Annotated in this window: 19 protein-coding genes and 1 tRNA gene; 6 read left to right on the top strand and 14 right to left on the bottom strand. The window is 43.7% G+C overall.

Going from position 1 to position 19,860, the window contains the following annotated elements; all coding sequences use genetic code 11:
- Positions 1 to 21 precede the first annotated feature (21 nt).
- Complete coding sequence (queG, locus tag ACY8DX_RS03945) at positions 22 to 1,164, bottom strand: tRNA epoxyqueuosine(34) reductase QueG (protein ID WP_462406224.1); 1,143 nt, start codon at positions 1,162 to 1,164, stop codon at positions 22 to 24.
- 78 nt (positions 1,165 to 1,242) lie between these two features.
- Here queG and ACY8DX_RS03940 point away from each other — a divergent pair, with 78 nt between their 5' ends.
- Complete coding sequence (locus tag ACY8DX_RS03940; RefSeq protein ID WP_462406223.1) at positions 1,243 to 1,935, top strand: B3/B4 domain-containing protein; 693 nt, start codon at positions 1,243 to 1,245, stop codon at positions 1,933 to 1,935.
- A gap of 47 nt (positions 1,936 to 1,982) precedes the next feature.
- Here the strand turns inward: ACY8DX_RS03940 and ACY8DX_RS03935 are convergent.
- The 9 genes from ACY8DX_RS03935 to ACY8DX_RS03895 form a co-directional block, all read right to left on the bottom strand.
- Positions 1,983 to 2,053: transfer RNA gene (locus ACY8DX_RS03935), tRNA-Gly, on the bottom strand.
- 135 nt (positions 2,054 to 2,188) lie between these two features.
- Complete coding sequence (locus ACY8DX_RS03930; protein WP_049672033.1) at positions 2,189 to 2,971, bottom strand: glycosyltransferase family 2 protein; 783 nt, start codon at positions 2,969 to 2,971, stop codon at positions 2,189 to 2,191.
- A 137-nt stretch (positions 2,972 to 3,108) separates the two neighbouring features.
- Positions 3,109 to 4,698 carry a Na+/H+ antiporter NhaC family protein gene (locus ACY8DX_RS03925; protein WP_049672035.1) on the bottom strand — a complete coding sequence of 530 codons (1,590 nt, stop codon included), beginning with the start codon at positions 4,696 to 4,698 and terminating at the stop codon, positions 3,109 to 3,111.
- A 177-nt stretch (positions 4,699 to 4,875) separates the two neighbouring features.
- A complete protein-coding gene (locus ACY8DX_RS03920; protein ID WP_049672036.1) occupies positions 4,876 to 5,616 on the bottom strand; it encodes a sulfite exporter TauE/SafE family protein in 741 nt (246 codons plus the stop codon).
- Between the two features lie 152 nt (positions 5,617 to 5,768).
- Positions 5,769 to 6,476, bottom strand: a complete 708-nt coding sequence (locus ACY8DX_RS03915; protein WP_049672037.1) for an ABC transporter ATP-binding protein — start codon at positions 6,474 to 6,476, stop codon at positions 5,769 to 5,771.
- Positions 6,476 to 7,255 carry an ABC transporter ATP-binding protein gene (locus ACY8DX_RS03910; protein WP_049672038.1) on the bottom strand — a complete coding sequence of 260 codons (780 nt, stop codon included), beginning with the start codon at positions 7,253 to 7,255 and terminating at the stop codon, positions 6,476 to 6,478. Before ACY8DX_RS03910 ends, ACY8DX_RS03915 begins: the two co-directional genes overlap by 1 nt.
- Entirely contained in the window at positions 7,230 to 8,198 is a 969-nt protein-coding gene (locus ACY8DX_RS03905) for a branched-chain amino acid ABC transporter permease (protein ID WP_049672039.1), read from the bottom strand. The genes ACY8DX_RS03910 and ACY8DX_RS03905 overlap by 26 nt, the downstream gene beginning before the upstream one ends.
- Before the next feature lie 12 nt (positions 8,199 to 8,210).
- Positions 8,211 to 9,089, bottom strand: a complete 879-nt coding sequence (locus ACY8DX_RS03900) for a branched-chain amino acid ABC transporter permease (RefSeq protein ID WP_049672040.1) — start codon at positions 9,087 to 9,089, stop codon at positions 8,211 to 8,213.
- 70 nt (positions 9,090 to 9,159) lie between these two features.
- Positions 9,160 to 10,332, bottom strand: a complete 1,173-nt coding sequence (locus ACY8DX_RS03895) for an ABC transporter substrate-binding protein (protein WP_462406222.1) — start codon at positions 10,330 to 10,332, stop codon at positions 9,160 to 9,162.
- A 435-nt stretch (positions 10,333 to 10,767) separates the two neighbouring features.
- Between ACY8DX_RS03895 and ACY8DX_RS03890 the strand changes: the two genes are divergently transcribed.
- The 3 genes from ACY8DX_RS03890 (at position 10,768) to ACY8DX_RS03880 (ending at position 13,576) form a co-directional block, all read left to right on the top strand.
- On the top strand, positions 10,768 to 11,688 hold the full coding sequence (locus tag ACY8DX_RS03890; RefSeq protein WP_462406221.1) for an ABC transporter ATP-binding protein: 921 nt from the start codon (positions 10,768 to 10,770) through the stop codon (positions 11,686 to 11,688).
- On the top strand, positions 11,681 to 12,535 hold the full coding sequence (locus ACY8DX_RS03885) for an ABC transporter permease (protein WP_049672043.1): 855 nt from the start codon (positions 11,681 to 11,683) through the stop codon (positions 12,533 to 12,535). Before ACY8DX_RS03890 ends, ACY8DX_RS03885 begins: the two co-directional genes overlap by 8 nt.
- A 132-nt stretch (positions 12,536 to 12,667) precedes the next feature.
- A complete protein-coding gene (locus ACY8DX_RS03880; protein WP_049672044.1) occupies positions 12,668 to 13,576 on the top strand; it encodes a MerR family transcriptional regulator in 909 nt (302 codons plus the stop codon).
- A gap of 143 nt (positions 13,577 to 13,719) precedes the next feature.
- Here the strand turns inward: ACY8DX_RS03880 and ACY8DX_RS03875 are convergent, their stop codons facing one another.
- Positions 13,720 to 15,171, bottom strand: a complete 1,452-nt coding sequence (locus ACY8DX_RS03875; protein WP_049669787.1) for an IS1182 family transposase — start codon at positions 15,169 to 15,171, stop codon at positions 13,720 to 13,722.
- Between the two features lie 234 nt (positions 15,172 to 15,405).
- Between ACY8DX_RS03875 and ACY8DX_RS03870 the strand changes: the two genes are divergently transcribed.
- Together ACY8DX_RS03870 and ACY8DX_RS03865 are read left to right on the top strand one after the other, a co-directional pair.
- The gene (locus tag ACY8DX_RS03870) at positions 15,406 to 16,473 is read left to right on the top strand and encodes an ABC transporter permease (RefSeq protein ID WP_462406220.1); all 1,068 of its coding nucleotides are present in this window, start codon (positions 15,406 to 15,408) and stop codon (positions 16,471 to 16,473) included.
- A 5-nt stretch (positions 16,474 to 16,478) separates the two neighbouring features.
- Positions 16,479 to 17,150, top strand: a complete 672-nt coding sequence (locus tag ACY8DX_RS03865; protein ID WP_049672046.1) for an ABC transporter ATP-binding protein — start codon at positions 16,479 to 16,481, stop codon at positions 17,148 to 17,150.
- A gap of 69 nt (positions 17,151 to 17,219) precedes the next feature.
- Here ACY8DX_RS03865 and chrA read toward each other — a convergent pair whose 3' ends face one another.
- The 3 genes from chrA to ACY8DX_RS03850 form a co-directional block, all read right to left on the bottom strand.
- Complete coding sequence (gene chrA / locus ACY8DX_RS03860) at positions 17,220 to 18,416, bottom strand: chromate efflux transporter (RefSeq protein ID WP_462406219.1); 1,197 nt, start codon at positions 18,414 to 18,416, stop codon at positions 17,220 to 17,222.
- A gap of 254 nt (positions 18,417 to 18,670) precedes the next feature.
- A complete protein-coding gene (locus tag ACY8DX_RS03855; protein WP_156185651.1) occupies positions 18,671 to 18,808 on the bottom strand; it encodes a hypothetical protein in 138 nt (45 codons plus the stop codon).
- A gap of 88 nt (positions 18,809 to 18,896) precedes the next feature.
- Entirely contained in the window at positions 18,897 to 19,781 is an 885-nt protein-coding gene (locus ACY8DX_RS03850) for an NAD(P)-dependent oxidoreductase (protein WP_462406218.1), read from the bottom strand.
- Positions 19,782 to 19,860: the final 79 nt, after the last annotated feature.

The raw sequence follows: 19,860 nt of genomic DNA, 5'->3' as shown, positions 1-19,860 counted from the left end.
AAATATGAAAAAAAGCCGGGGTCATTCCCCCAGCTTTTCAAGTTTGGCGATTGCCTGATTAATTTCCTCGCAGACGAGCTCTTCTTTCTCCACTGCTAAACATTCTCTTAAAACCCGCTCTGCCTCCTCTCCGCCGATTTTCCCGATTGCCCAAGCAGCCGTTCCCCTTATGACAGGGCGCGGATCCTTTCTAAGCAAATCAGCAAGAGGCGGAATATTCTCATAGTCCTTGAAATGAGCTAGGGCCAGAATAGCATTACGCTGGATGGGCATCTTTCCTCTCCAGGAACCTGACAGGCTGCCATATTGCTCCTTGAAGGCACGGTTGCTCAAGTTCAAGAGAGACAGCAATTCAGGTTTAACTATCTGCGGGTCAGCCTCCAATTCCTTATGAAGATGATAGTCAATGCGCTTATTGTATGGACAGGATGTCTGGCAGGAGTCACAGCCATACAATCGATTGCCGACTTTTTCTCTAAATTCGTCTGGTATCATTTCCTTTGTCTGTGTCAGGAAGGAGATGCAGCTTTTGGCATTGATTTGTCCGCCAGCAACAAGCGCACCTGTTGGACAGGCATCAAGGCATTTGGTACAAGTTCCGCATAAATCCTCCATCGGTGTATCCGGCGGAAACGGGATGTTCGTAATCATTTCCCCTAGATACATATAGGAACCGTATTCTTGGTTTAATATCGAACAATTTTTTCCGCTCCAGCCTATACCCGCCCGTTCTGCAACAGCGCGGTCGGCCAATTCGCCCGTATCCACCATTGATTTTAGCCGGGCATCAGGAACTCTTTCCTGAATAAAGGCTTCAAGCTTGCTTAGCCGATCCTTTACAACATGGTGATAATCAAGTCCCCAGGAGGAGCGGCTGAAGATTCCTCTTCGTTCCCCCTTCTTACTTCTCGGTGCATCATGCAGACGAGTTGGATAGGCAATGGCAATCGCTATGATAGACCTTGCCTCTGGCATGAGCCGTTTCGGGTCTGTTCGTTTCTCTAAATCCGGTTCCTCAAAGCCGGATGCATACTTTCTCTTTTGCTGCTCAATAAGGCGATCCTTCAATTCGAGAAAGGGGTCGCTTGAAGTAAAACCGATTCTATCAATGCCAATCGTCTTGCTGTATTCAATAATCTCTTGCTTTAACTGATACTCATACATTCTTATGCCCCTTCTCCTTTCTTCGGATCTTATCTCATTGTATGGTATACTATTTTCAAAAAAGTGGGAGGTGTCTGCATGATCCACATAAAAGCAGACGAACAGCTCTTCGCACAAGCTGGTGATGTTAAGTTCGGTATTATTCATTATGAGGGAATGGAGGCAGGAAATATACCTTCCATGCTTGTTGGCCGCCTTCAGCTATATATTGAACAGCTGCATACTGAGCTACAAATGAAAGAATGGGCCGATTACCCCGGAATTACAGCGTGGCGTAAGATCTTTAAGAAAACAGGAGCTGATCCTTCAAAATACCGTCCATCCGCAGAGGCATTATATAGAAGAATAAAAAAAGAGCCCTCTGCTCCAACCGGAAACTCAAGCATTGCTCTAAATAACTTCTTCTCCCTTCAATACGAGATTCCGCTTGGCATTTATGACGTCAAGGCTATCAAAAGTGATGTGCACATTAAAATAGGCAGTGAGACTGACAGGTATGAAGGACTGAACGGCCGTACGAATACATTGAATGGGATAATTGGAACATTTGATGAGGAAGGAGTATTTGGCAGCCCATACGTGGACTCTGTCAGGACAAGTATTCAGGACGATACGAAGGACGCACTTCAAGTCGTCTATTTCCACCATGATCACTCCATCGAACAGGCCGGGAAAATGCTTGAAGCCATCTCAAAAATGTTCATTCAAGTTCACGGAGGGGACTCCTCCATCTATCTAGTAAGTCATGAAAATCAAAAAATAGACATATAAAAAACGCAATGCTTCGTACTCTTCGTTACGAAACACTGCGTTGTTAAAGCGGGTGAAGGGAATCGAACCCTCATCATCAGCTTGGAAGGCTGAGGTTTTACCACTAAACTACACCCGCAAGCACGATAGACATTATATTAACAGAAGGTACACAGCTTGACAACCTTTTTGCTCAAAGTCGAAAAATGCCAAAAAATCATGAGATTATAAAAACAAAAGCGCCGTTGAGTAAATCCGGCGCTCTTATCATTTATCAATTTTTTAGATTTCGATATTTCGCTTCGCTCTTCGCATTATTCATAAAGCAATAAGCCGACTCAAAAATATTCAATTTTTCGACATGACGATAGAGTGACCAGACTTTAGACGCTTTTTTGTACTCGTCCTCATCTAATGAGTGATTATGCCTGCGCTTAAAGAGCAGAACTTCCTTGATTGCATATGCCTTAAACCCTCGTTTGAATATTGAGAGCCAAAGCGCACTCTCTTCAGGAATATTTTCGTTGCTTGTAAGCTGTATCTTTCCTATTATGTATCGGTCAATCATAACAGTCGAACCAGCAATAAGGTTCACGTTGTGGAGGAAACTGGAATAAGTAGTTTGTTCAGGCATAACAATGATTGGCTCATAGGCTTTATTGCTCTCATCAATGATTTGGTAATCTGTACAGCTAAACCCAATATTATGTGCCTCCATGAATTCCAATTGTTTCTCAAGCTTATGATGCGGCCAAATATCATCATTATTGATAAAGGCTAAATAACGGCCTCTCGCCATCGTAATACCAAAATTACAAGCTTCTGCATGACTAATTGGCTCTTGCAGAGTTACAAGCTTAATTCGTGAATCCTCCATCATTATTTCCTTAATTTCCGAGGAGCTATCATCCTTTGATAAATTTTCGACAATAATAAGCTCCCAATTCTCATATGTTTGTTGTCTAACAGACTCAATTGTCTTCTTGATATAATTCTCTGCGAATTCATTTACCATAATGATTGATACTAATGAACGAAATGGTATACTGCTTCTCACCGTATTTCACCTTCCTTATTCTGGTTGAATAAATATTATATTAAGATAATATTATGTACCCATACAGCATCTTCAATAAACCGATTTAAACGAAAAAGGAGAAGGAAAACACATGGTTTTCCCTTCCCCCTTTTTATTTATGAATCAACAACACTAGTTTCACTTTTCGGTTCAGTCTCAGTCTTTGGCTTAATTAAGATGACGAGAGAGCCAATCAAACCTAATACGATTAGCAGAGAGATCCATAAATTCTCTGTCAATCCTAAAATGAGATAACCAACCAATGCCACACCTGCACAAATCAGGGCATATGGCAGCTGGGTCATTACATGATCTAAATGATTAGAGCCAGCACCTGTTGATGATAGAATCGTCGTATCAGAGATTGGGGAGCAATGATCCCCAAAGACAGCCCCAGCGAGAACGGCCGCCATGGCTGGCAGCATCATCTCCGGGTCGGTTGCTGCCGCGATTTCCCCGGCAATAGGAAGCAGGATTCCAAATGACCCCCATGAGGTTCCCGTCGCAAAAGTCATAACCCCAGCAACAAGGAACATCACAAGTGGCAGATATAAAATATTAAGATTAGATTGCTGAACGAGACCTGCCAAGTAATCTCCTACTTGGAGGCGGCCAATCAGATCAACGAGTGCCCAGGCAAACAAGAGAATATAAACAGCCGGGAGCATGGTAATAATCCCTTGTGCAAAGCTCTTTCCAAATACTTTCCCCTTGATTCCTTTATGATAGTACACCTGCTTAGCAAACATAATAAGGGCAGCTGCTAACCCTAAAAGTCCCCCAATAACAAGTGATTGGGTCACATTCGTATTCTCTAGAACAGCCAATATCGTTACTTTACCGGAGATTGCTGTAAAGCCTGTCCACATCATGGCGGAGACTGTTCCGATAATCAGCGTCAAGATTGGCACGAGCAAATCATAAACGGTTCCTTTCTGGCTTGTTTCCAGCTTTTCCTTTAACTCTCCCGGAATAGATTTCGCCGGGTCGTATACCTCACCTCTTATGGTCGCACGGTCCTCATGCGCTTTCATTGGACCAATATTCCAATTGCGGTAAGCTACAATGAACACCATCGCAATCGCAGCAATCGCATAAAAATTCATAGCAGACATTTGAAGGAATGCGGTAAGAGCACTATACTCCGTGTATTGATGCTGGGCAAAAATAATGCCTAGAAGGGCAATAATATACGCTCCCCAGCTGGATATTGGGGAAATGACACAAATCGGTGCAGATGAAGAATCAATAATATACGCGAGCTTAGCCCTGGACACCTTTTGCCGGTCTGTAATCGGGCGGGCGACCTGTCCAACTGCAAGCGCATTGAAATAATCATCTATAAAGATAAAGATTCCTAGAAGCGCTGCCACAAGCTGTGCCCCTGTTCTCGTTTTCACCCTTTTCATCGCCCACTCTCCAAAGGCCCGGCTACCGCCGCAGACTGAAATAAAGATGGTGATAATACCTAGTAAAAGAATGAATAGGATGATATAGAGATTGGATACATTCCATGCTCCTTCAGATATGAAAATACCCTTTACTGCGTCCCAAACAATGACAGCCGTTTCTCCTAATTTGAAATCAGCCAGCATAAAAGCAGATGCAAGAATACCGACTCCAAGCGATAACAGGATCTTTCTCGTCAAAACCACCATCAAAATAGCGATTAATGGCGGCAGCAATGAATAAACCGAGTTTTCCATAGAAAATCCTCCTCTATTTTGTCAGAAACCCTGATGCTCCATACTTCGGTCATATCTTTAATTAATGCTTGCGATGGATAAAAACATTAAGTAAAAATACAATTCGAAGTATATATATACTATTTTAATATAACGATTTTCAATAGGGAAGGGTAGTTGAGTTTTAAAAATTGGAAATTATGAGACAAATTGATTAAACCATAGCTGAATGAGCAGAAGAAGTGTCATAATACGCAGTATCGGTTTAACATAGTGAGGCTTTAATTTCTCCGCTATTCTTACCCCCGCTTGAGCACCAGTAATCGAACCAAGCATCAAGCAGAGCGTTATGGGCCATATGATATTACCAGAAACTATATATGTCACCGCGGCTCCCAAACAGCTTGACACAGTAGCAAGGCGAACAAGCGCAACCGCCTTCATGTAGGAAAGATGAAGATAACCAAAAAGGTTAAACAGCAAAGTCCCTTGACCTGGCCCAAACATGCCATCGAACATTCCTATCCCAAAAAGACCGGAGAGACTATATTTATTCAAGTGGAGCTTTTCCCCCTGATCCATGAAATTTCCTTTACCCAAAAATGAAAGAATGTAACCAAATACCAAGAAAATACTCGCCACTACGTTCAGCATGGATGATGACATAAAAGTCGCCGTCATCCCTCCCGCAACACCTCCTAAGGCACTTACCGGCAGAATCCAGAAGGACTCCTTCCAATCCACTTGCCCCTTTCTATACAAATGCCAAAAGCTCGTAAACGAACTCACTGTGTTGGACACTTTATTTGCTCCAATTGCCGAGTGGACAGGCACCCCCAAAAGAAGCATGGAGGGAAAACTAATCAATCCTCCGCCTCCTGCCAATGTACCGACAGTTGTAGCCAACAATCCGATGAAATAAATATAGACATAGTCCATCTTTGTATCGCCTCCCCCATAAGCATATGCATGAAGCCTCCTAAAGAAAATGACTGATTTATAAAGGTTTGGCATAAGAGAAACTTATTAAAAAGGGTTTGTTCCCTGCAGCTATTTTTCTTCTAGCTGTAAGAAACAAACCCTTAGAGTGATTAGTGACCGCCCAAGTAAGCCAGCTTCACTTCTTCACTTTCATTAAGCTCATTTGCTGTTCCAGAAAGGACGATCCGTCCCGTCTCCATAACATATGCCCTGTCTGCGATAGACAAAGCCAGGTGGGCATTTTGTTCTACCAGCAGAATTGTAGTTCCCGCAGCCTTTATCTCTTCGATGATACGGAAAATTGTCTTTACGAGCAAAGGAGCCAGTCCCATTGAAGGCTCATCAAGGAGCAAAAGCTTCGGTTTCGCCATAAGTGCTCTTCCCATGGCGAGCATTTGCTGTTCACCTCCGGAAAGGGTCCCAGCCTGCTGCTTCACTCGCTCCAGTAGACGGGGAAATAATTCATACACCTGTTCCATATCCGCCTTAACCCCTGCACGATCTTTGCGAAGATAGGCACCAAGCTTCAGGTTTTCCTCCACAGTCATATTGGCGAATATACGTCTCCCCTCTGGTACATGGGATATTCCTTGTTTTACAATGGATTGAGCGGCATTCCCCCCAATTGATTTCCCTTCATAGAGGATACCTCCCTCCTTCGGCTTTAACAAACCGGATACCGTCTTCAGCAAGGTGCTCTTCCCGGCACCGTTCGCCCCAATAAGAGTAACAATTTCTCCTTCTTGAATATCCAATGTCACCCCTTTAATCGCTTGAATGTTCCCATAATAAACAGTGACATTATCAACATGAAGCATCAGCTCACCTCCTCGCCAAGATAGGCTTCTATGACAAGCGGGTTTTGCCGAATTTCTTCAGGTGACCCATGGGCAATCAACTGTCCATGGTCCAGAACATAAATACGTTCACATACTCCCATAACGAGCTTCATATCATGTTCAATCAAGAGAACAGTCAAACGGAAACGCTCCTTAATCTCTCCAATCAATTCCATCAGCTGCCCTGTCTCTTTTGGATTCATGCCGGCAGCAGGTTCATCAAGCAAGAGTAATCTCGGCTTACCGGCGAGCGCCCTCGCAATCTCAAGTCTTCGCTGCATGCCATACGGCAGGTTCTTCGCTTTCTCATCCTTGTACGGGTGCAGATTGAATATCTCTAATAATTCCAGAGCCTTCTCCTCTATGATCCGCTCACCCTTAAAATGCCCGGGAAGCCTAAGAATAGAGCTTATCATCGAGTGATTTGCCTGTGAATGATAGGCCACCTTAACATTATCAATGACGGATAATTCCCCAAACAGGCGGATATTTTGGAAGGTCCGGCACAGCCCTTTCCGAGTAATCCTGTAGGGAGCAAGCTTGTTCAGCCTTTGTCCATCAAAGATGACAGCCCCCTCTGTCGGGACATAGACACCTGTTAATAAATTAAAGAGAGTCGTCTTTCCAGCCCCGTTTGGTCCGATTAAGCCGCAGAGGTCACCATGGCCAAGCTCCATACACACATCACTCACCGCCTTAAGACCGCCGAATTGAATTGATAAATGCTCGACACTAAGCAATGGTTTGCTGGTTTCCATCCTTTGGACCCCCCTTTGTCTTTCTCGTCCATAAGCTTGTAATTTCCTTCGTACCGAGCAGTCCCTGTGGACGATAAATCATCATGACAATCAGTACTAAGCTATATAGAAGCATCCTCGTTTCAGGATAATCAGACAGGAATGTCGTCACAAGAGTCAGCAGCACTGCGGCAATAACCGTCCCTGAAAGGCTGCCGAGACCCCCTAATACAACTAAAATCAAAATATCAAATGACTTTAGGAAATTAAAATTCGCCGGCTGAATGAAATAAAAATTATGAGAATACAAGGCACCTGCAATCCCGGTAAAGAAAGCACCGATAACAAAGGCTGCCACTTTATAATAGGTCGTATTAATGCCCATTGCATCAGAGGCTGTTTCATCCTCACGGATTGAAATGCAGGCCCGTCCATGTGTGGAATTAGTAAAGTTCCTCACCACAAGAATCGTGATCATCATCCAGAGGAAAATCCATCCCCAGGTCGTTTTATGGGTGACCATCATACCAGAGGCCCCTCCAACATAATCCATATTCAAGAAAATAATGCGCACAATCTCTCCAAATCCAAGCGTCGCAATAGCGAGGTAATCCCCCTTCAATCTAAGGCTTGGAATTCCAATCAGCATACCAACGGCTGCTGCCATCAGACCGCCAATTAAGATGGACGCTAGGAACGGAAGTCCCATTTTCATGGTCATAATGGCTGAGATAAATGCCCCGACAGCCAGGAAACCTGCTTGTCCAATAGAGAACTGACCGGTTATGCCCAATATTAAATGAAGACTGACCGCTACGATGATATTAATGCCTATCGTAATAACCATATTGGTATAAAAGCTGTCTATGATACCGGCAGAGATGATTGATTGCATGACCAGAAAGAATATAAGCGCAAGAATCATGGTTCCAAAAAAGCCGTTTATTCTTTTGAAAATCCCCATTGCCCCCATCTCCTATACTTTTTCTTTCTTGTTTTTGCCGAACAAGCCTTGAGGCATGAATAGAAGAATCAGGATGAGCACGACAAAGGCTGCCGCATCTCTCCATAGTGAGAAGCCTGCGGCACTGACAAGCGCTTCAATCATACCGAGCAGCAGACCTCCAACCATTGCTCCCGGAATGATGCCAATGCCTCCAAACACTGCGGCGACAAATGCCTTCAGCCCTGGAAGAATACCCATTAACGGTTCAATTCTCGTATAATAAACACCAAAGATTACACCCGCAGCTCCGGCTAACGCTGATCCGATTGCAAACGTAGCCGATATTGTATTATTAACGCTGATGCCCATTAATTTGGCTGCATCTGCATCAAAGGATACTGCCCGCATAGCTCTTCCAATCTTCGTGCGGTGAACGATAACTTGCAGCAAGACCATTAGGCAGATTGCCACGGCAAGGATAAGGATGGATTGGCTTTTAACCGTAACTCCGAGAATATCAATATTGGAAGATGGCAATACATCATTAGGATACGCCTCAATCTGAGCGCCCCTAATGTAGATCATTCCATACTCAATAAAGAGAGAGACACCGATTGCCGTTATCAGGGCTGCGATTCTGGTCGCATTCCGAAGCGGCTTATAGGCAATCCGTTCAATCAATACGCCTAATATAGCGCATGCTGTCATGGATAATAAAAGCGCCGGAAGGAAGGAAAGCTCAAGAATGGTAATGGCATAGAATCCGATGAAGGCTCCTACCATAAAAACATCGCCATGGGCAAAATTAATCAATTTAACAATTCCATAAACCATTGTATAGCCGAGTGCGATCAGTGCGTAAATGCTTCCGAGCGATATTCCGTTCACAAGCTGCTGGATAAATTCCATATGTGACCCCCTGGTTATTAGAATAACAATTAAGAGCAGGAGACTGATGAATCAGTCCCCTACCGGTCTATTATGGTTCAATATTGGTTTCAAAGACCTGCTTGCCATTTTCATATTTCAAGATGGCAGCAGCCTTAATTGGATTATGGTTTTTATCAATGGTCAGTTTGCCAGAGACAAGGTCAAGTCCATCTGTTTCAGCAAGCGCTTCTTTAATCTTTTCAGGGGCAGGGTCATCGCCCGCTCTTTTTACCGCATCTGCGATAAAATAAGCCGTATCATAACCAAGGGCTGCAAAGGCATCTGGGGATTTATCCTTGTATTTCTTTTTAAAGGCGCTGACGAATTCTTGAATATTCTTAGCGGGGTCTCCTGCAGAGTAGTGGTTTGTGATAAATGTATTCTCTAGTGATTTTTCACCGGCTATTTCCAGCAGCTTTGGAGAATCCCAGCCGTCTCCTCCCATGAATGGCACATCAAGACCAATTTCACGCCCCTGCTTTAAAATCAACCCAACCTCTTCATAAAAAGCCGGAACAAACACAAAATCAGGATTAGCCTTCTTGATACGCGTTAAAGTCGATTGAAAATCTGTATCCTTTTGAACAAAGGCCTCCTCTGCAACAATCTTTCCTCCGCCGGCTGTAAAGGCCTCCTTAAATGCAGCGGCGAGCCCTTTCGAATAATCGCTGGAGCTATCAATATAAACGGCAGCGGTCTCGGCCTTAAACTGCTCCTTGGCAAAGTTTGCTGCAACGGTTCCTTGGAAAGGATCGATAAAGCATGTCCGGAACACATAATCATTTACTTTCCCATCCTTGACCGTAATCGTTTCATTTGTTCCGGTCGGGGTAATAAGTGGGACCTTTTGATCATTGGCGATATCGACCTGTGCCAGCGTATTCGTGCTTGTTGCCGCTCCGACAATAACATCTACCTTTTCCTGTGTCACAAGCTTCAAAGCACCGGTTGTGGCTTCGGCAGCATCTGATTTATTGTCATATTTCTCAATCTCAAGCTTTTTGCCATTAATGCCATCCTTATTGATTTCCTCAATCGCCAGCTCCATCCCTTCCATGATGGACTGACCATAGGAGGCAGCTCCTCCTGACATCTCAAGATTGGCTCCTATTTTGATTGTTCCCTCACCTGTTCCTCCTGCTTCCTCTCCTCCGCATCCAGCCAATACTCCCATTGCCAATGATAAAGACAGAATAATACCTGACGCCCTTTTTCTTTTCACGCTACTTCCTCCCCCTTTTGGAAATAAAAAAGGGTCCTGTTATACCGTTATTGATATGAAGAGTAAGTACCCTCTTTCAAGACCTGACCGAGCAAGAAAGACCGAAAGCTTACATTTAGGCTTTCGAGCTGTCCTTGTACATAAATACAGCCGATATCAACAACGCAATATAACAGAGACCCAAGAAAAACTGGTGCGCTCTTTATTTGTATTTCGATTCTGCATTCAGTTTACCTTAATTTGTAAATTTCGTCCATATCTGTTTTAATTCCCGCATAAAATTAATTTTTGCCAATTAAGCCAAGACATTTTCTTTAAATTCTTTTTCTCAGGAAGTTATGAAAGGCCTGTTCGGTATATAATTAACTATAAATATGTATTTTCGGAGAATTCAAACTACTAGTCTTTTATTCTAAAAGGAATCGGGGTGTCTGTATGGATAAAATTATAGAAGTGCAAGGCCTCACGAAAACTTTCGGAGACCTTCAGGCGGTTAAGGGCATTGATTTTTATGTAGAGAGCGGAAAACTGTTCGCTTTCCTTGGACCGAACGGAGCCGGCAAGAGTACGACCATCGATATGATTTGCACTCTTCTAAAGCCTGATTCAGGAGAGGCCGTTATTAACGGCTGCCGCCTGGGCACAGAGGATCAGAACATTCGTGAGTCAATCGGGGTTGTTTTCCAGGAGAGCCTGCTCGACCCGCTTCTCACCGTCCGAGAGAACTTACTATCACGAGCAAGATTTTACAGAATTCCGAAGAAAGAGCTGAAGGAACGCGTAGAAAAAGCAGCCATTTCTGCTGATGTCATGGATTTCATCGACCGCCCGTACGGCAAATTATCCGGCGGTCAAAGACGCCGGGCAGATATTGCCCGCGCACTTGTCAACACACCGAAGATTCTTTTTCTAGATGAGCCAACGACAGGGCTTGACCCGCAGACAAGGCGCAGTGTGTGGGAAACCATTGCACGTCTGCAAAAAGAAAGCGGGCTGACTGTCTTTCTGACAACCCATTATATGGAGGAGGCTGCTTCAGCCGACTATATCATGATTATTGATAATGGACGCATTGTGGCAAAGGGCACCCCATTTGAACTGCGTAATACATATAGCTCTGATACGTTGAAAATTGAACCGACAGACCGCTCAAGCCTGATTAGTCTGCTTAATGAACATGATATTTCTTATACAGAAAAAAATGAGCTGCTTACCATTAAGCTTTCTGGTACAAAGGAAGCCTTGTCCATTCTTAAACTTACAGAGCCATTGATCAATCGCTTTGAGGTGCAGCACGGTACGATGGATGATGTGTTCATTAACATTACAGGAAAGGAGATACGAGCTGATGTTTAACCTGGCCCAGCGTAACTTTAGATTGTTCTTCCGGGATAAAAGCACCGTCTTCTTCTCCCTGTTAGCCGTCTTTATCATCATTGGTCTATACGTCCTCTTCTTAGGGGATACGATTGCAAGTGATATGAAAGATATAAAGGATGCCCGTTTCTTAATGGACAGCTGGATTATGGGAGGACTACTCGCTGTCACCTCCGTCACGACGACAATGGGCGCATTTGGTACGATGGTAGAAGACCGGGCAAAAGGAACCGCAAAGGATTTCTATGCCTCTCCTTTAAAGAGATATCAAATTGCGGGCGGCTATGTTATTAGCTCCTTCATGGTCGGAATCATCATGTGCGTGATTACCTTCATCCTTGCCGAGATCTATATCGTTGCCAATGGCGGGGAGCTGCTGCCCATGCTTAGCATTGTGAAGGTATTAGGACTCATTCTGCTGTCCGTTCTTTCGTCCAGCGCAATGGTCTTCTTTCTTGTCAGCTTCTTTACAAGCATTAACGCCTTTGCTACAGGCAGCACAGTTATCGGCACATTAATCGGCTTTCTTACCGGAATCTATATCCCGATAGGGAATCTTCCTGATGCCGTTCAGCTTGTCGTGAAGATATTCCCTGTTACCCATGCAGGCGTTCTATTCCGGCAGGTATTCATGGACGCACCGCTACAGACAGCCTTTGGTGATTTGCCGGCAAAGGCCGGAGAAACCTTTAAAGAAGAATTGGGTGTCGTGCTGACATTCGGAGACCATACCCTCCAAGCAAGCACTCATATTCTTGTCTTGTTAGGGGTTACACTGCTGTTCTTTGCGCTGGCTGTTTGGAATATTTCCCGCAAAAAATCGTAAGCATGCAGGGGCGTTCTTCTCGCATGCTCTTTTTTTGCATTTTTTTATACAATAGATATTTGTCTTTTTATCAAATTGGGTATATTGTTAATATATAACTATTTTATAACTTTTATAAAAGAGGGTTCGACGATGTACAATATTAAAGCTGTTTCCAAATTATTAGACATGCCGACCGTGACCATCCGCTCTTGGGAAACGCGTTATCAAGCCATCACCCCGGAACGAACGGAATCCGGGCACAGGGTGTACACCGAAGAGAACTTAAATGATTTGAAGTGGCTCAAGAAACAAATCCATGAGAACGGCTTGAATATCAGCCAGGCTGTCAACCTGCTAAAGGCAAAGAAGGCTGAAGAGACAACGATGGAGCTCTTGCCAGATTCGAATGATGATGAGCCTAACGAACGCTTCAAGAAACAAATCGATGAATTGTACGCAGCTGTGCTCGAGCTGGAAGCCGATAAGTGCAATCGCCTTCTGGACCTGTATTTCTCGCAATTCAATTACCATACCGTCTTCTCCTCCATCATCGTTCCGCTCATGTATAAGGTTGGAGCAGAATGGGAGAATGGAAACCTCCATGTCGTAAAGGAGCATATGATCAGCAACATCATTCTCCATCGTTCCATCAGGTTCTTCAGTGTGTTTGAGACATCTCCCTCCTTGCCGCGGGTGATGGCCATCTGCCCACAGGGAGAGCAGCATCAGCTTGGCTTGATTCTCTTTACGCTTTTCCTGCGCGAAAAACATTATCCTGTGTACTACATTGGGGCAGATACCCCGCTTGAAGGTCTTGCCGAACTTGTCAAGGAGAAGGATATCAGCATTCTTGCCATCTCTACCTCCCGTCAAACAGACCATGAACTTGTCGAGAAATATATAGACACAGTCCGCGAGGTTAATCCATCCGTAAAATGCCTCGTCGGCGGTCTCGGCATTAAAGAAACTAAAAGACATGGATCTAGATTTGATATCGCACCCGATGACCGGAACTGGGAGAAAATTCTAGACCTAATCACTCATACTCCCATATCCTAAAAACCCTCGCTAATTGCGAGGGCACTGAAAAACTTCGTTTTTTTCATAAGTTAAGTCGACAAACATAAAAAAGACGGCTCAAGTTCAGAATATGAATTTTTGAGCCGTCTTTTATTATTTTTAAGGGATATATTCCATCCCTTTTAGTTCAATAGGGTCAATATCCGTTTCACATTTACGGCGAAAATAGCCATAGCCCCTTGTAATTGCATACCAATCAGACCCGAGGAATTGGCTACATCATACCCGTGTCTGTGTTTTAATTCACTATTCTTTGCCTCAATTTTATACCGTTCTTTCGATTTCTCTTTAAAATACTCACTTTCTTGGAATTGTATCTGTTCCGTGTGTACATTTGATTTGATGCTTACGGAATAACTCTTGGTTTTGGCTCCTTCCTTATAGCACCCGTCTCTAAAAGGACAGACTTTACATTTTTCCACATCAAAATAATAGGTATCAACTTGATTTTTGCTGCCCCCTTTTTTTCCTTGCCGAGCCTTTCGTATGGCCATATGACCAGCTTTACAGACATACATTCCAGCGTCTTTATTAAAATCAAAAACATCTTCGCTTTTACGCGTCCCTTGCGTTACCGCTGGATTTAACTTAGCCACAAGCATCATTTCACTTTTATTCGCATACTCGATATTTCCCTTTTCAGAATAGGCGGCATCACCAATGACGGTTTGAATGTCCATGCCGGCTTTTTGACTCTTCTCAATAAGCGATTTCAATTGCTTTCCATCGTTCTTTTCGCCAGTTGTAATAACGGCGGCCGTAATAATACGTTCTTCGCTCATGGCAAGATGTGTTTTGTAACCGAAAAAGGAAGAGTCAGCTGATTTATGCCCAACTCGTGCGTCTGGATCCTTGGATAATTGGAGCTGGTCATTTATATCCTCAATGGTTTCCTTCAGTACATTTATTTTTTCCTTGACTTTAGGATACTCTTGTAGGACTTCATTCTTTTCAATCACCTCGATAAGCTTTTGGCTATAGCTCACCTCATCCTCTAAGACCTCTGTCTTGGACTTGGCTGGCAGTTGATTTTTTATCTGTTCATCCACTTGATAAACGGCTTTTCGAAGCAGCTTTGATTTCTCTGCCAACAGCTCTTTAGGCGTCTTTTGGTTATATCTAGCCTTGGAATGGGTGGAATCAACGATGATAGAATGGCTTTTAATGATTTCCTTTTCAATGGCGATTTCGACCGTTTTATTGATAAGCAAGTCCAAAAGATTAAGATCTTTTAAACGGAGCTTACGGAATTTCGTTAAAGAACTAGGATCTATGACATCATCCTCAGGAGACAGGTCTAAAAAATATTTGAACGACATATCGTACCGTGAGCGTTCCACGATGTCCACATCTGATAAGTCATAAATGGCTTTTAGCAATAGATACTTAAACATTCGGATGGGGTGAACGGCATTCCGTCCATTGTCATGACAATAATGGTCTTTCAGTTCATCATATACGAAGGAAAAATCAATAAGCTCATTGATTCTTCGAAGAATATTATCGTTAGGAACTATTAAATCGTAAAGAGCCGAATAAGGACTTAAGTTCATAGACAGTTGACGTTGAATCATCGTTACACCCACTTTTTTGTGATAAGGTAAGAATTCGACAAAAAAGCCCCTGTTCCTTCCATAGATTGAAGGAACAGGGGCTTTAGTAAGATTTAAGGACTTTTTCAGTGCCCTCCTAATTGCCAGGGTTATTTTTTTTCGAAAATTAGGATTGAATTATTTGCTAAAAGGGGAAATAAATTATACATTATCTATATATTACTTATATAAAAACATTAAAAGGGATGTGGACATATGTTTCTGGCTTGGAATGAAATGAAAAACAACAAGCTCAGATTTGCTCTAATTATCGGTGTACTAACACTTGTCTCGTACTTGGTCTTCTTCTTATCCGGCCTTGCTAATGGACTCGAGAATCTAAACAAGGAGGCCGTTGACAAATGGGAGGCAGAAGGGGTCATTCTGACAGATGAATCAGATATTAACCTCCCGCAATCCAGCTTTGAGCAGGATGAATATGACGGAAATGGAGCTTCTGAGACAGCTGTCTTAGGACAATTCAACTCCATCGCTACTTCAGGTGACAATAAGGCGAACGTGGCCATATTCGGCATTAAGGAAGATGAATTCATTATGCCTGATGTTATAGAAGGAGAAAGCTTCAACAAAACCGGCGAAGTCATCGCAGATGATTCTCTAAAGGACGAAGGATTTGAGGTCGGAGATGAACTTGAGCTCTCTTCCATTGATGAAACGTTAACGATTGTTGGGTTTACAGAGGATGCAAAATTCAATGCAGCACCCGTTCTCTACGGAACGATGGAGACATATCAGAAGGTTCGTTACGGAGAAGCAGCTGAAGCTAGCGAGGACTTGATCAATGCTTATGTAGTCCGTGCAGATAATCTTGATGAGATTACGGTTGATGATTCCTTGCAGCTTGTATCAACACAATCATTCATTGAAAATATGCCTGGATACACGGAACAGAACTTAACACTCACCTTAATGATTTACTTTCTGTTCATCGTTTCAGCGGTTATTCTTGCTATCTTCCTTTATGTTTTAACGATTCAGAAGATTAGTATTTTCGGCGTCATGAAGGCACAGGGTATATCCAATCGGTATTTATCCAACTCTGTCATCGCGCAAACCTTCCTGCTTGCCCTATTCGGGGTTATTATCGGTTTCGGCTTAACCATTCTAACTGGTTTCTTCCTGCCAGCCGCTGTACCGGTAGCCTTTAATTATATGGATATGGCTCTTTATGCGGCTATCTTGATTGTCGTATCTGTCCTTGGAGCCCTATTCTCTGTGCAAACCATCGTTAAAATCGACCCATTGAAAGCAATAGGAGGTTAATGAGAATGGCATTACTAGAATTAAAGGATGTAAACAAGGTATTCAAATCAGGCAAATCTGAAATTGAGGCATTGAAGCCGACAAACTTCAAAGCTGAGGCCGGCGAGCTAATTGCCGTAATCGGCCCTTCCGGTTCAGGCAAAAGCACCTTTCTCACTATTGCCGGAGGACTTCAAACTCCAAGCAACGGCGATGTGCTTATAAACGGTCATAACTTAATCGATTTAAAAGAGAAGAAACGCGCCTCCATTCGACTGAAAGAGATTGGCTTTGTCCTTCAATCATCTAACCTTGTTCCTTTCCTGACCGTTCAACAGCAAATGAAGCTGTTAGATAAGGTCAAAAAGGATAATCTTAGAGAGAATCAGCTGGAGCAAATGTATGAATCTCTCGGCATTGGCGAGCTATTAAATAGCTTCCCATCAGACTTATCTGGAGGTCAGCGCCAGCGTGTTGCCATTGCGAAGGCACTCTATACAGACCCAAGCATTATTCTCGCTGATGAACCGACCGCCTCTCTCGATTCTGATCGTGCGTTTGAGGTAATGGATATGCTGAAGGATGCGACAAAGAAAAATAAAAAAACAACGATTGTCGTCACACATGATACCCGCCTGATTGACTACTGTGATAAGGTTTACAAGATTACAGACGGCCAGCTTAAGCTTGAAGCATAAGCTTTCATATAACAAGGGCACCTGCGATTTGCAGGTGCCCTTTGCTCATATCATATTCTCTTACTCTTTCTAATTCCAAAATTCTAATCCAATGCCGAGCAAGGCTCCAGCAACAACTATGCTCCAAGGAGGCAGCTTCCAATAGGCCAGCATGCTAAATAGAACAGCAGCTGCAGCAAAGTCCGCCGCATCTTTGATCGTGCTCGTCCAGATTGGCTGATAAAAGGCCGCAATCAAGATACCAACCACGGCAGCATTCACTCCCATAAATGCTCCCTTCATAGCTGGATTCTGCCGAATAACCGCCCAAAAAGGAAGAGTCCCTACAATCAGCAGGAAAGCCGGTAAAAATATGGCTGCTGTGGCCAGAAGCCCGCCTGCCCAGCCATTCATGACCGCTCCCAAATAAGCGGCAAAGGTGAATAAAGGTCCAGGTACAGCCTGAGCCGCTCCATACCCTGCCAAGAAAGACTCCTCACTGACCCAGCCAGATGGGACGACCTCTTGTTCAAGCAGCGGCAGGACGACATGCCCTCCGCCGAAAACAAGCGCTCCCGAACGATAAAAACTATCAAACACAGCAAGCCATTTAATAGAGAACGCCTCACTAAGCACAGGAAGCAGGAGGAGCAAGCCAAAGAATAGGATTAAACACGCTGCAGCAACCTTTCGAGATAAAGGAATTTCAAATGGAGCCTCATCCTCTTCTTTCTCCTGCTTAAACAGCATATACCCAGCTAATGCACCTAACGCAATGACAGCCACCTGTGTAAACGTCATCTCCCAAACCAGTGTGATGATTAAGGCAATGAGCGCGATTGCTTTCCTTTTCAAATCAGGTGTAAGCTTCTCCGCCATCCCTAAAATTGCATGGGCGACAACAGCTACAGCGACTAGCTTCAAGCCATGTATCCAGCCTGCTTCGCCGATATCCATCCCTTCCAGCAATAGGGCAAACAGAATCAGTGCAATGACAGAGGGGAGTGTAAATCCAATGAAAGAGGTTATCCCCCCTAATAAACCGCCTCTGACAATACCTATTCCAATGCCAACCTGACTGCTTGCAGGCCCAGGGAGAAATTGACATAATGCAACAAGCTCCGCATATCCCTTCTCATCAAGCCATTTACGCCTTTTCACATATTCCTCATGGAAATAGCCAAGATGGGCAATCGGCCCGCCAAATGAGGTGAAACCAAGCCTTGTTGAAACAATAAGAATCTCTAGTAATGCTTTTACGGAAATCCGTTTCCGTTCTGTCCGCATGCATCCCTTCCTCCTTCAATTTAGTACACGATTTTACTTGTTTAATAGGGTGTTAAAAAAATGTAGAATTTGCTGTGTGGTCTTAAGAGGAGTGTATGATCTGTCTACGGTGCCATCATACCATTATTCCCTCCGACAAAAAACGACCATGCTCAAGCCGAATCTCTGAGCATGGCCGCCGCCATTACATTTTTACAATGAGTTTCCTATGAACATGACGTTCCTTAAGCCTTCTCAAGCCTGCCGGAAGCTGTTCACACAGCAGAACCTCTTTGACCAACGTGTCCAGCTTTTGAGCTGCCCGATTCAATCATCTTATAATCCACTGGATTAAGGCCTGCTGCGGCAACCTTTACTAGTAATTCCCCTTTCCCTGGTGTGATATCTTCCACATCTCCATAGACTAGATAATCTATGCTTCCAGGCTTATCTATGTACCAAGCTTTTATTTAGTCCGCTCCCCTGTATTCTCATTGCTTTCTATCTATTATTTTTCCTTTTTAATTCGACGAAAACCGCTGCCATATCGGAATCACCTTCTCCGCTGTCACGCGCGGACATATAGGTATCCTTTGCTGCTTCAGCAAGCGGCAAATTAACATCTAAGCGATGTGCCTGCTCATTAATCAGTCCTAAGTCCTTCGCCATTAATTTCAGCATAAAGGCGGCAGGGAATTCTTCCTTCTCATACATCTCTCTCTTGCCGGCAAATAAAGGTGTGGTCATAGCCGATTGAGAAATCATCTCCAGCACTTTTCCTCTCTCAAGACCTGCCTTCTCAGCTAATAATAAAGTCTCTCCAACCCCTTGTCCGACAATCGCAAGCAAGAGATTGATTGAAAGCTTCGCGGCACTGCCCTTTCCGTTCTCACCAAAATAAATAGTCTCTTTGCCCAGTACATCAAAGTACGGCTGGCATGCTTCTTTTGCCGACTCTTCTCCTCCGACAAGAATGACCAATTGACCCTCCTTAGCTGGACCGACGGAACCAGAGACTGGTGCATCCAGGTAAATGCCTCCCCTCTTAGTAACAAGCTGAGCAAATGAACGAGAATCCTCAGGGGAGATTGTACTCATATCAACAATCACCTTTCCAGGCAATAACCCTGCAAGAACTCCATCCTCCTTCGTCAGCACGTCCTTCACCGCGCTTGCGTCAGAGAGCATAATAAAGCTCACATCACATCGTTCGACCAATTCCTTTGCCGATGATTCTCTAATTGCTCCTTCTTTAACTAAAGAAGCCGTTTTCTCCACCGTTCGATTATAAACATGTATGCTATATCCTGCTTTAAGTAGATTCATAGCCATCAATTCACCCATTTGGCCAGTTCCTATCCATCCTATTGTTTGCAAGTCAACCACTCCCGTCTGTTCTGTCTGGATTCCTCTTTACTATATTATTACTGAGTACCTTGAAATCAAGATATATAAACATAATAAT

The sequence above is a fragment of the Gracilibacillus sp. Marseille-QA3620 genome (assembly GCF_054950035.1).
Note: the sequence above shows the minus strand (reverse complement) of the source record. Positions and strands in the feature narration are given on the sequence as shown.

What these genes read in the sequence shown, in the direction of transcription:
- ACY8DX_RS03875 (WP_049669787.1), bottom strand. Translation starts at nt 15,171, where the DNA reads ATGATTCAACGTCAACTGTCTATGAACTTAAGTCCTTATTCGGCTCTT.
- queG (WP_462406224.1), bottom strand. Translation starts at nt 1,164, where the DNA reads ATGTATGAGTATCAGTTAAAGCAAGAGATTATTGAATACAGCAAGACG.
- ACY8DX_RS03925 (WP_049672035.1), bottom strand. Translation starts at nt 4,698, where the DNA reads ATGGAAAACTCGGTTTATTCATTGCTGCCGCCATTAATCGCTATTTTG.
- chrA (WP_462406219.1), bottom strand. Translation starts at nt 18,416, where the DNA reads ATGCGGACAGAACGGAAACGGATTTCCGTAAAAGCATTACTAGAGATT.
- ACY8DX_RS03885 (WP_049672043.1), top strand. Translation starts at nt 11,681, where the DNA reads ATGTTTAACCTGGCCCAGCGTAACTTTAGATTGTTCTTCCGGGATAAA.
- ACY8DX_RS03910 (WP_049672038.1), bottom strand. Translation starts at nt 7,255, where the DNA reads ATGGAAACCAGCAAACCATTGCTTAGTGTCGAGCATTTATCAATTCAA.
- ACY8DX_RS03890 (WP_462406221.1), top strand. Translation starts at nt 10,768, where the DNA reads ATGGATAAAATTATAGAAGTGCAAGGCCTCACGAAAACTTTCGGAGAC.
- ACY8DX_RS03940 (WP_462406223.1), top strand. Translation starts at nt 1,243, where the DNA reads ATGATCCACATAAAAGCAGACGAACAGCTCTTCGCACAAGCTGGTGAT.
- ACY8DX_RS03905 (WP_049672039.1), bottom strand. Translation starts at nt 8,198, where the DNA reads ATGGGGATTTTCAAAAGAATAAACGGCTTTTTTGGAACCATGATTCTT.
- ACY8DX_RS03870 (WP_462406220.1), top strand. Translation starts at nt 15,406, where the DNA reads ATGTTTCTGGCTTGGAATGAAATGAAAAACAACAAGCTCAGATTTGCT.
- ACY8DX_RS03900 (WP_049672040.1), bottom strand. Translation starts at nt 9,089, where the DNA reads ATGGAATTTATCCAGCAGCTTGTGAACGGAATATCGCTCGGAAGCATT.
- ACY8DX_RS03865 (WP_049672046.1), top strand. Translation starts at nt 16,479, where the DNA reads ATGGCATTACTAGAATTAAAGGATGTAAACAAGGTATTCAAATCAGGC.
- ACY8DX_RS03920 (WP_049672036.1), bottom strand. Translation starts at nt 5,616, where the DNA reads ATGGACTATGTCTATATTTATTTCATCGGATTGTTGGCTACAACTGTC.
- ACY8DX_RS03915 (WP_049672037.1), bottom strand. Translation starts at nt 6,476, where the DNA reads ATGCTTCATGTTGATAATGTCACTGTTTATTATGGGAACATTCAAGCG.
- ACY8DX_RS03880 (WP_049672044.1), top strand. Translation starts at nt 12,668, where the DNA reads ATGTACAATATTAAAGCTGTTTCCAAATTATTAGACATGCCGACCGTG.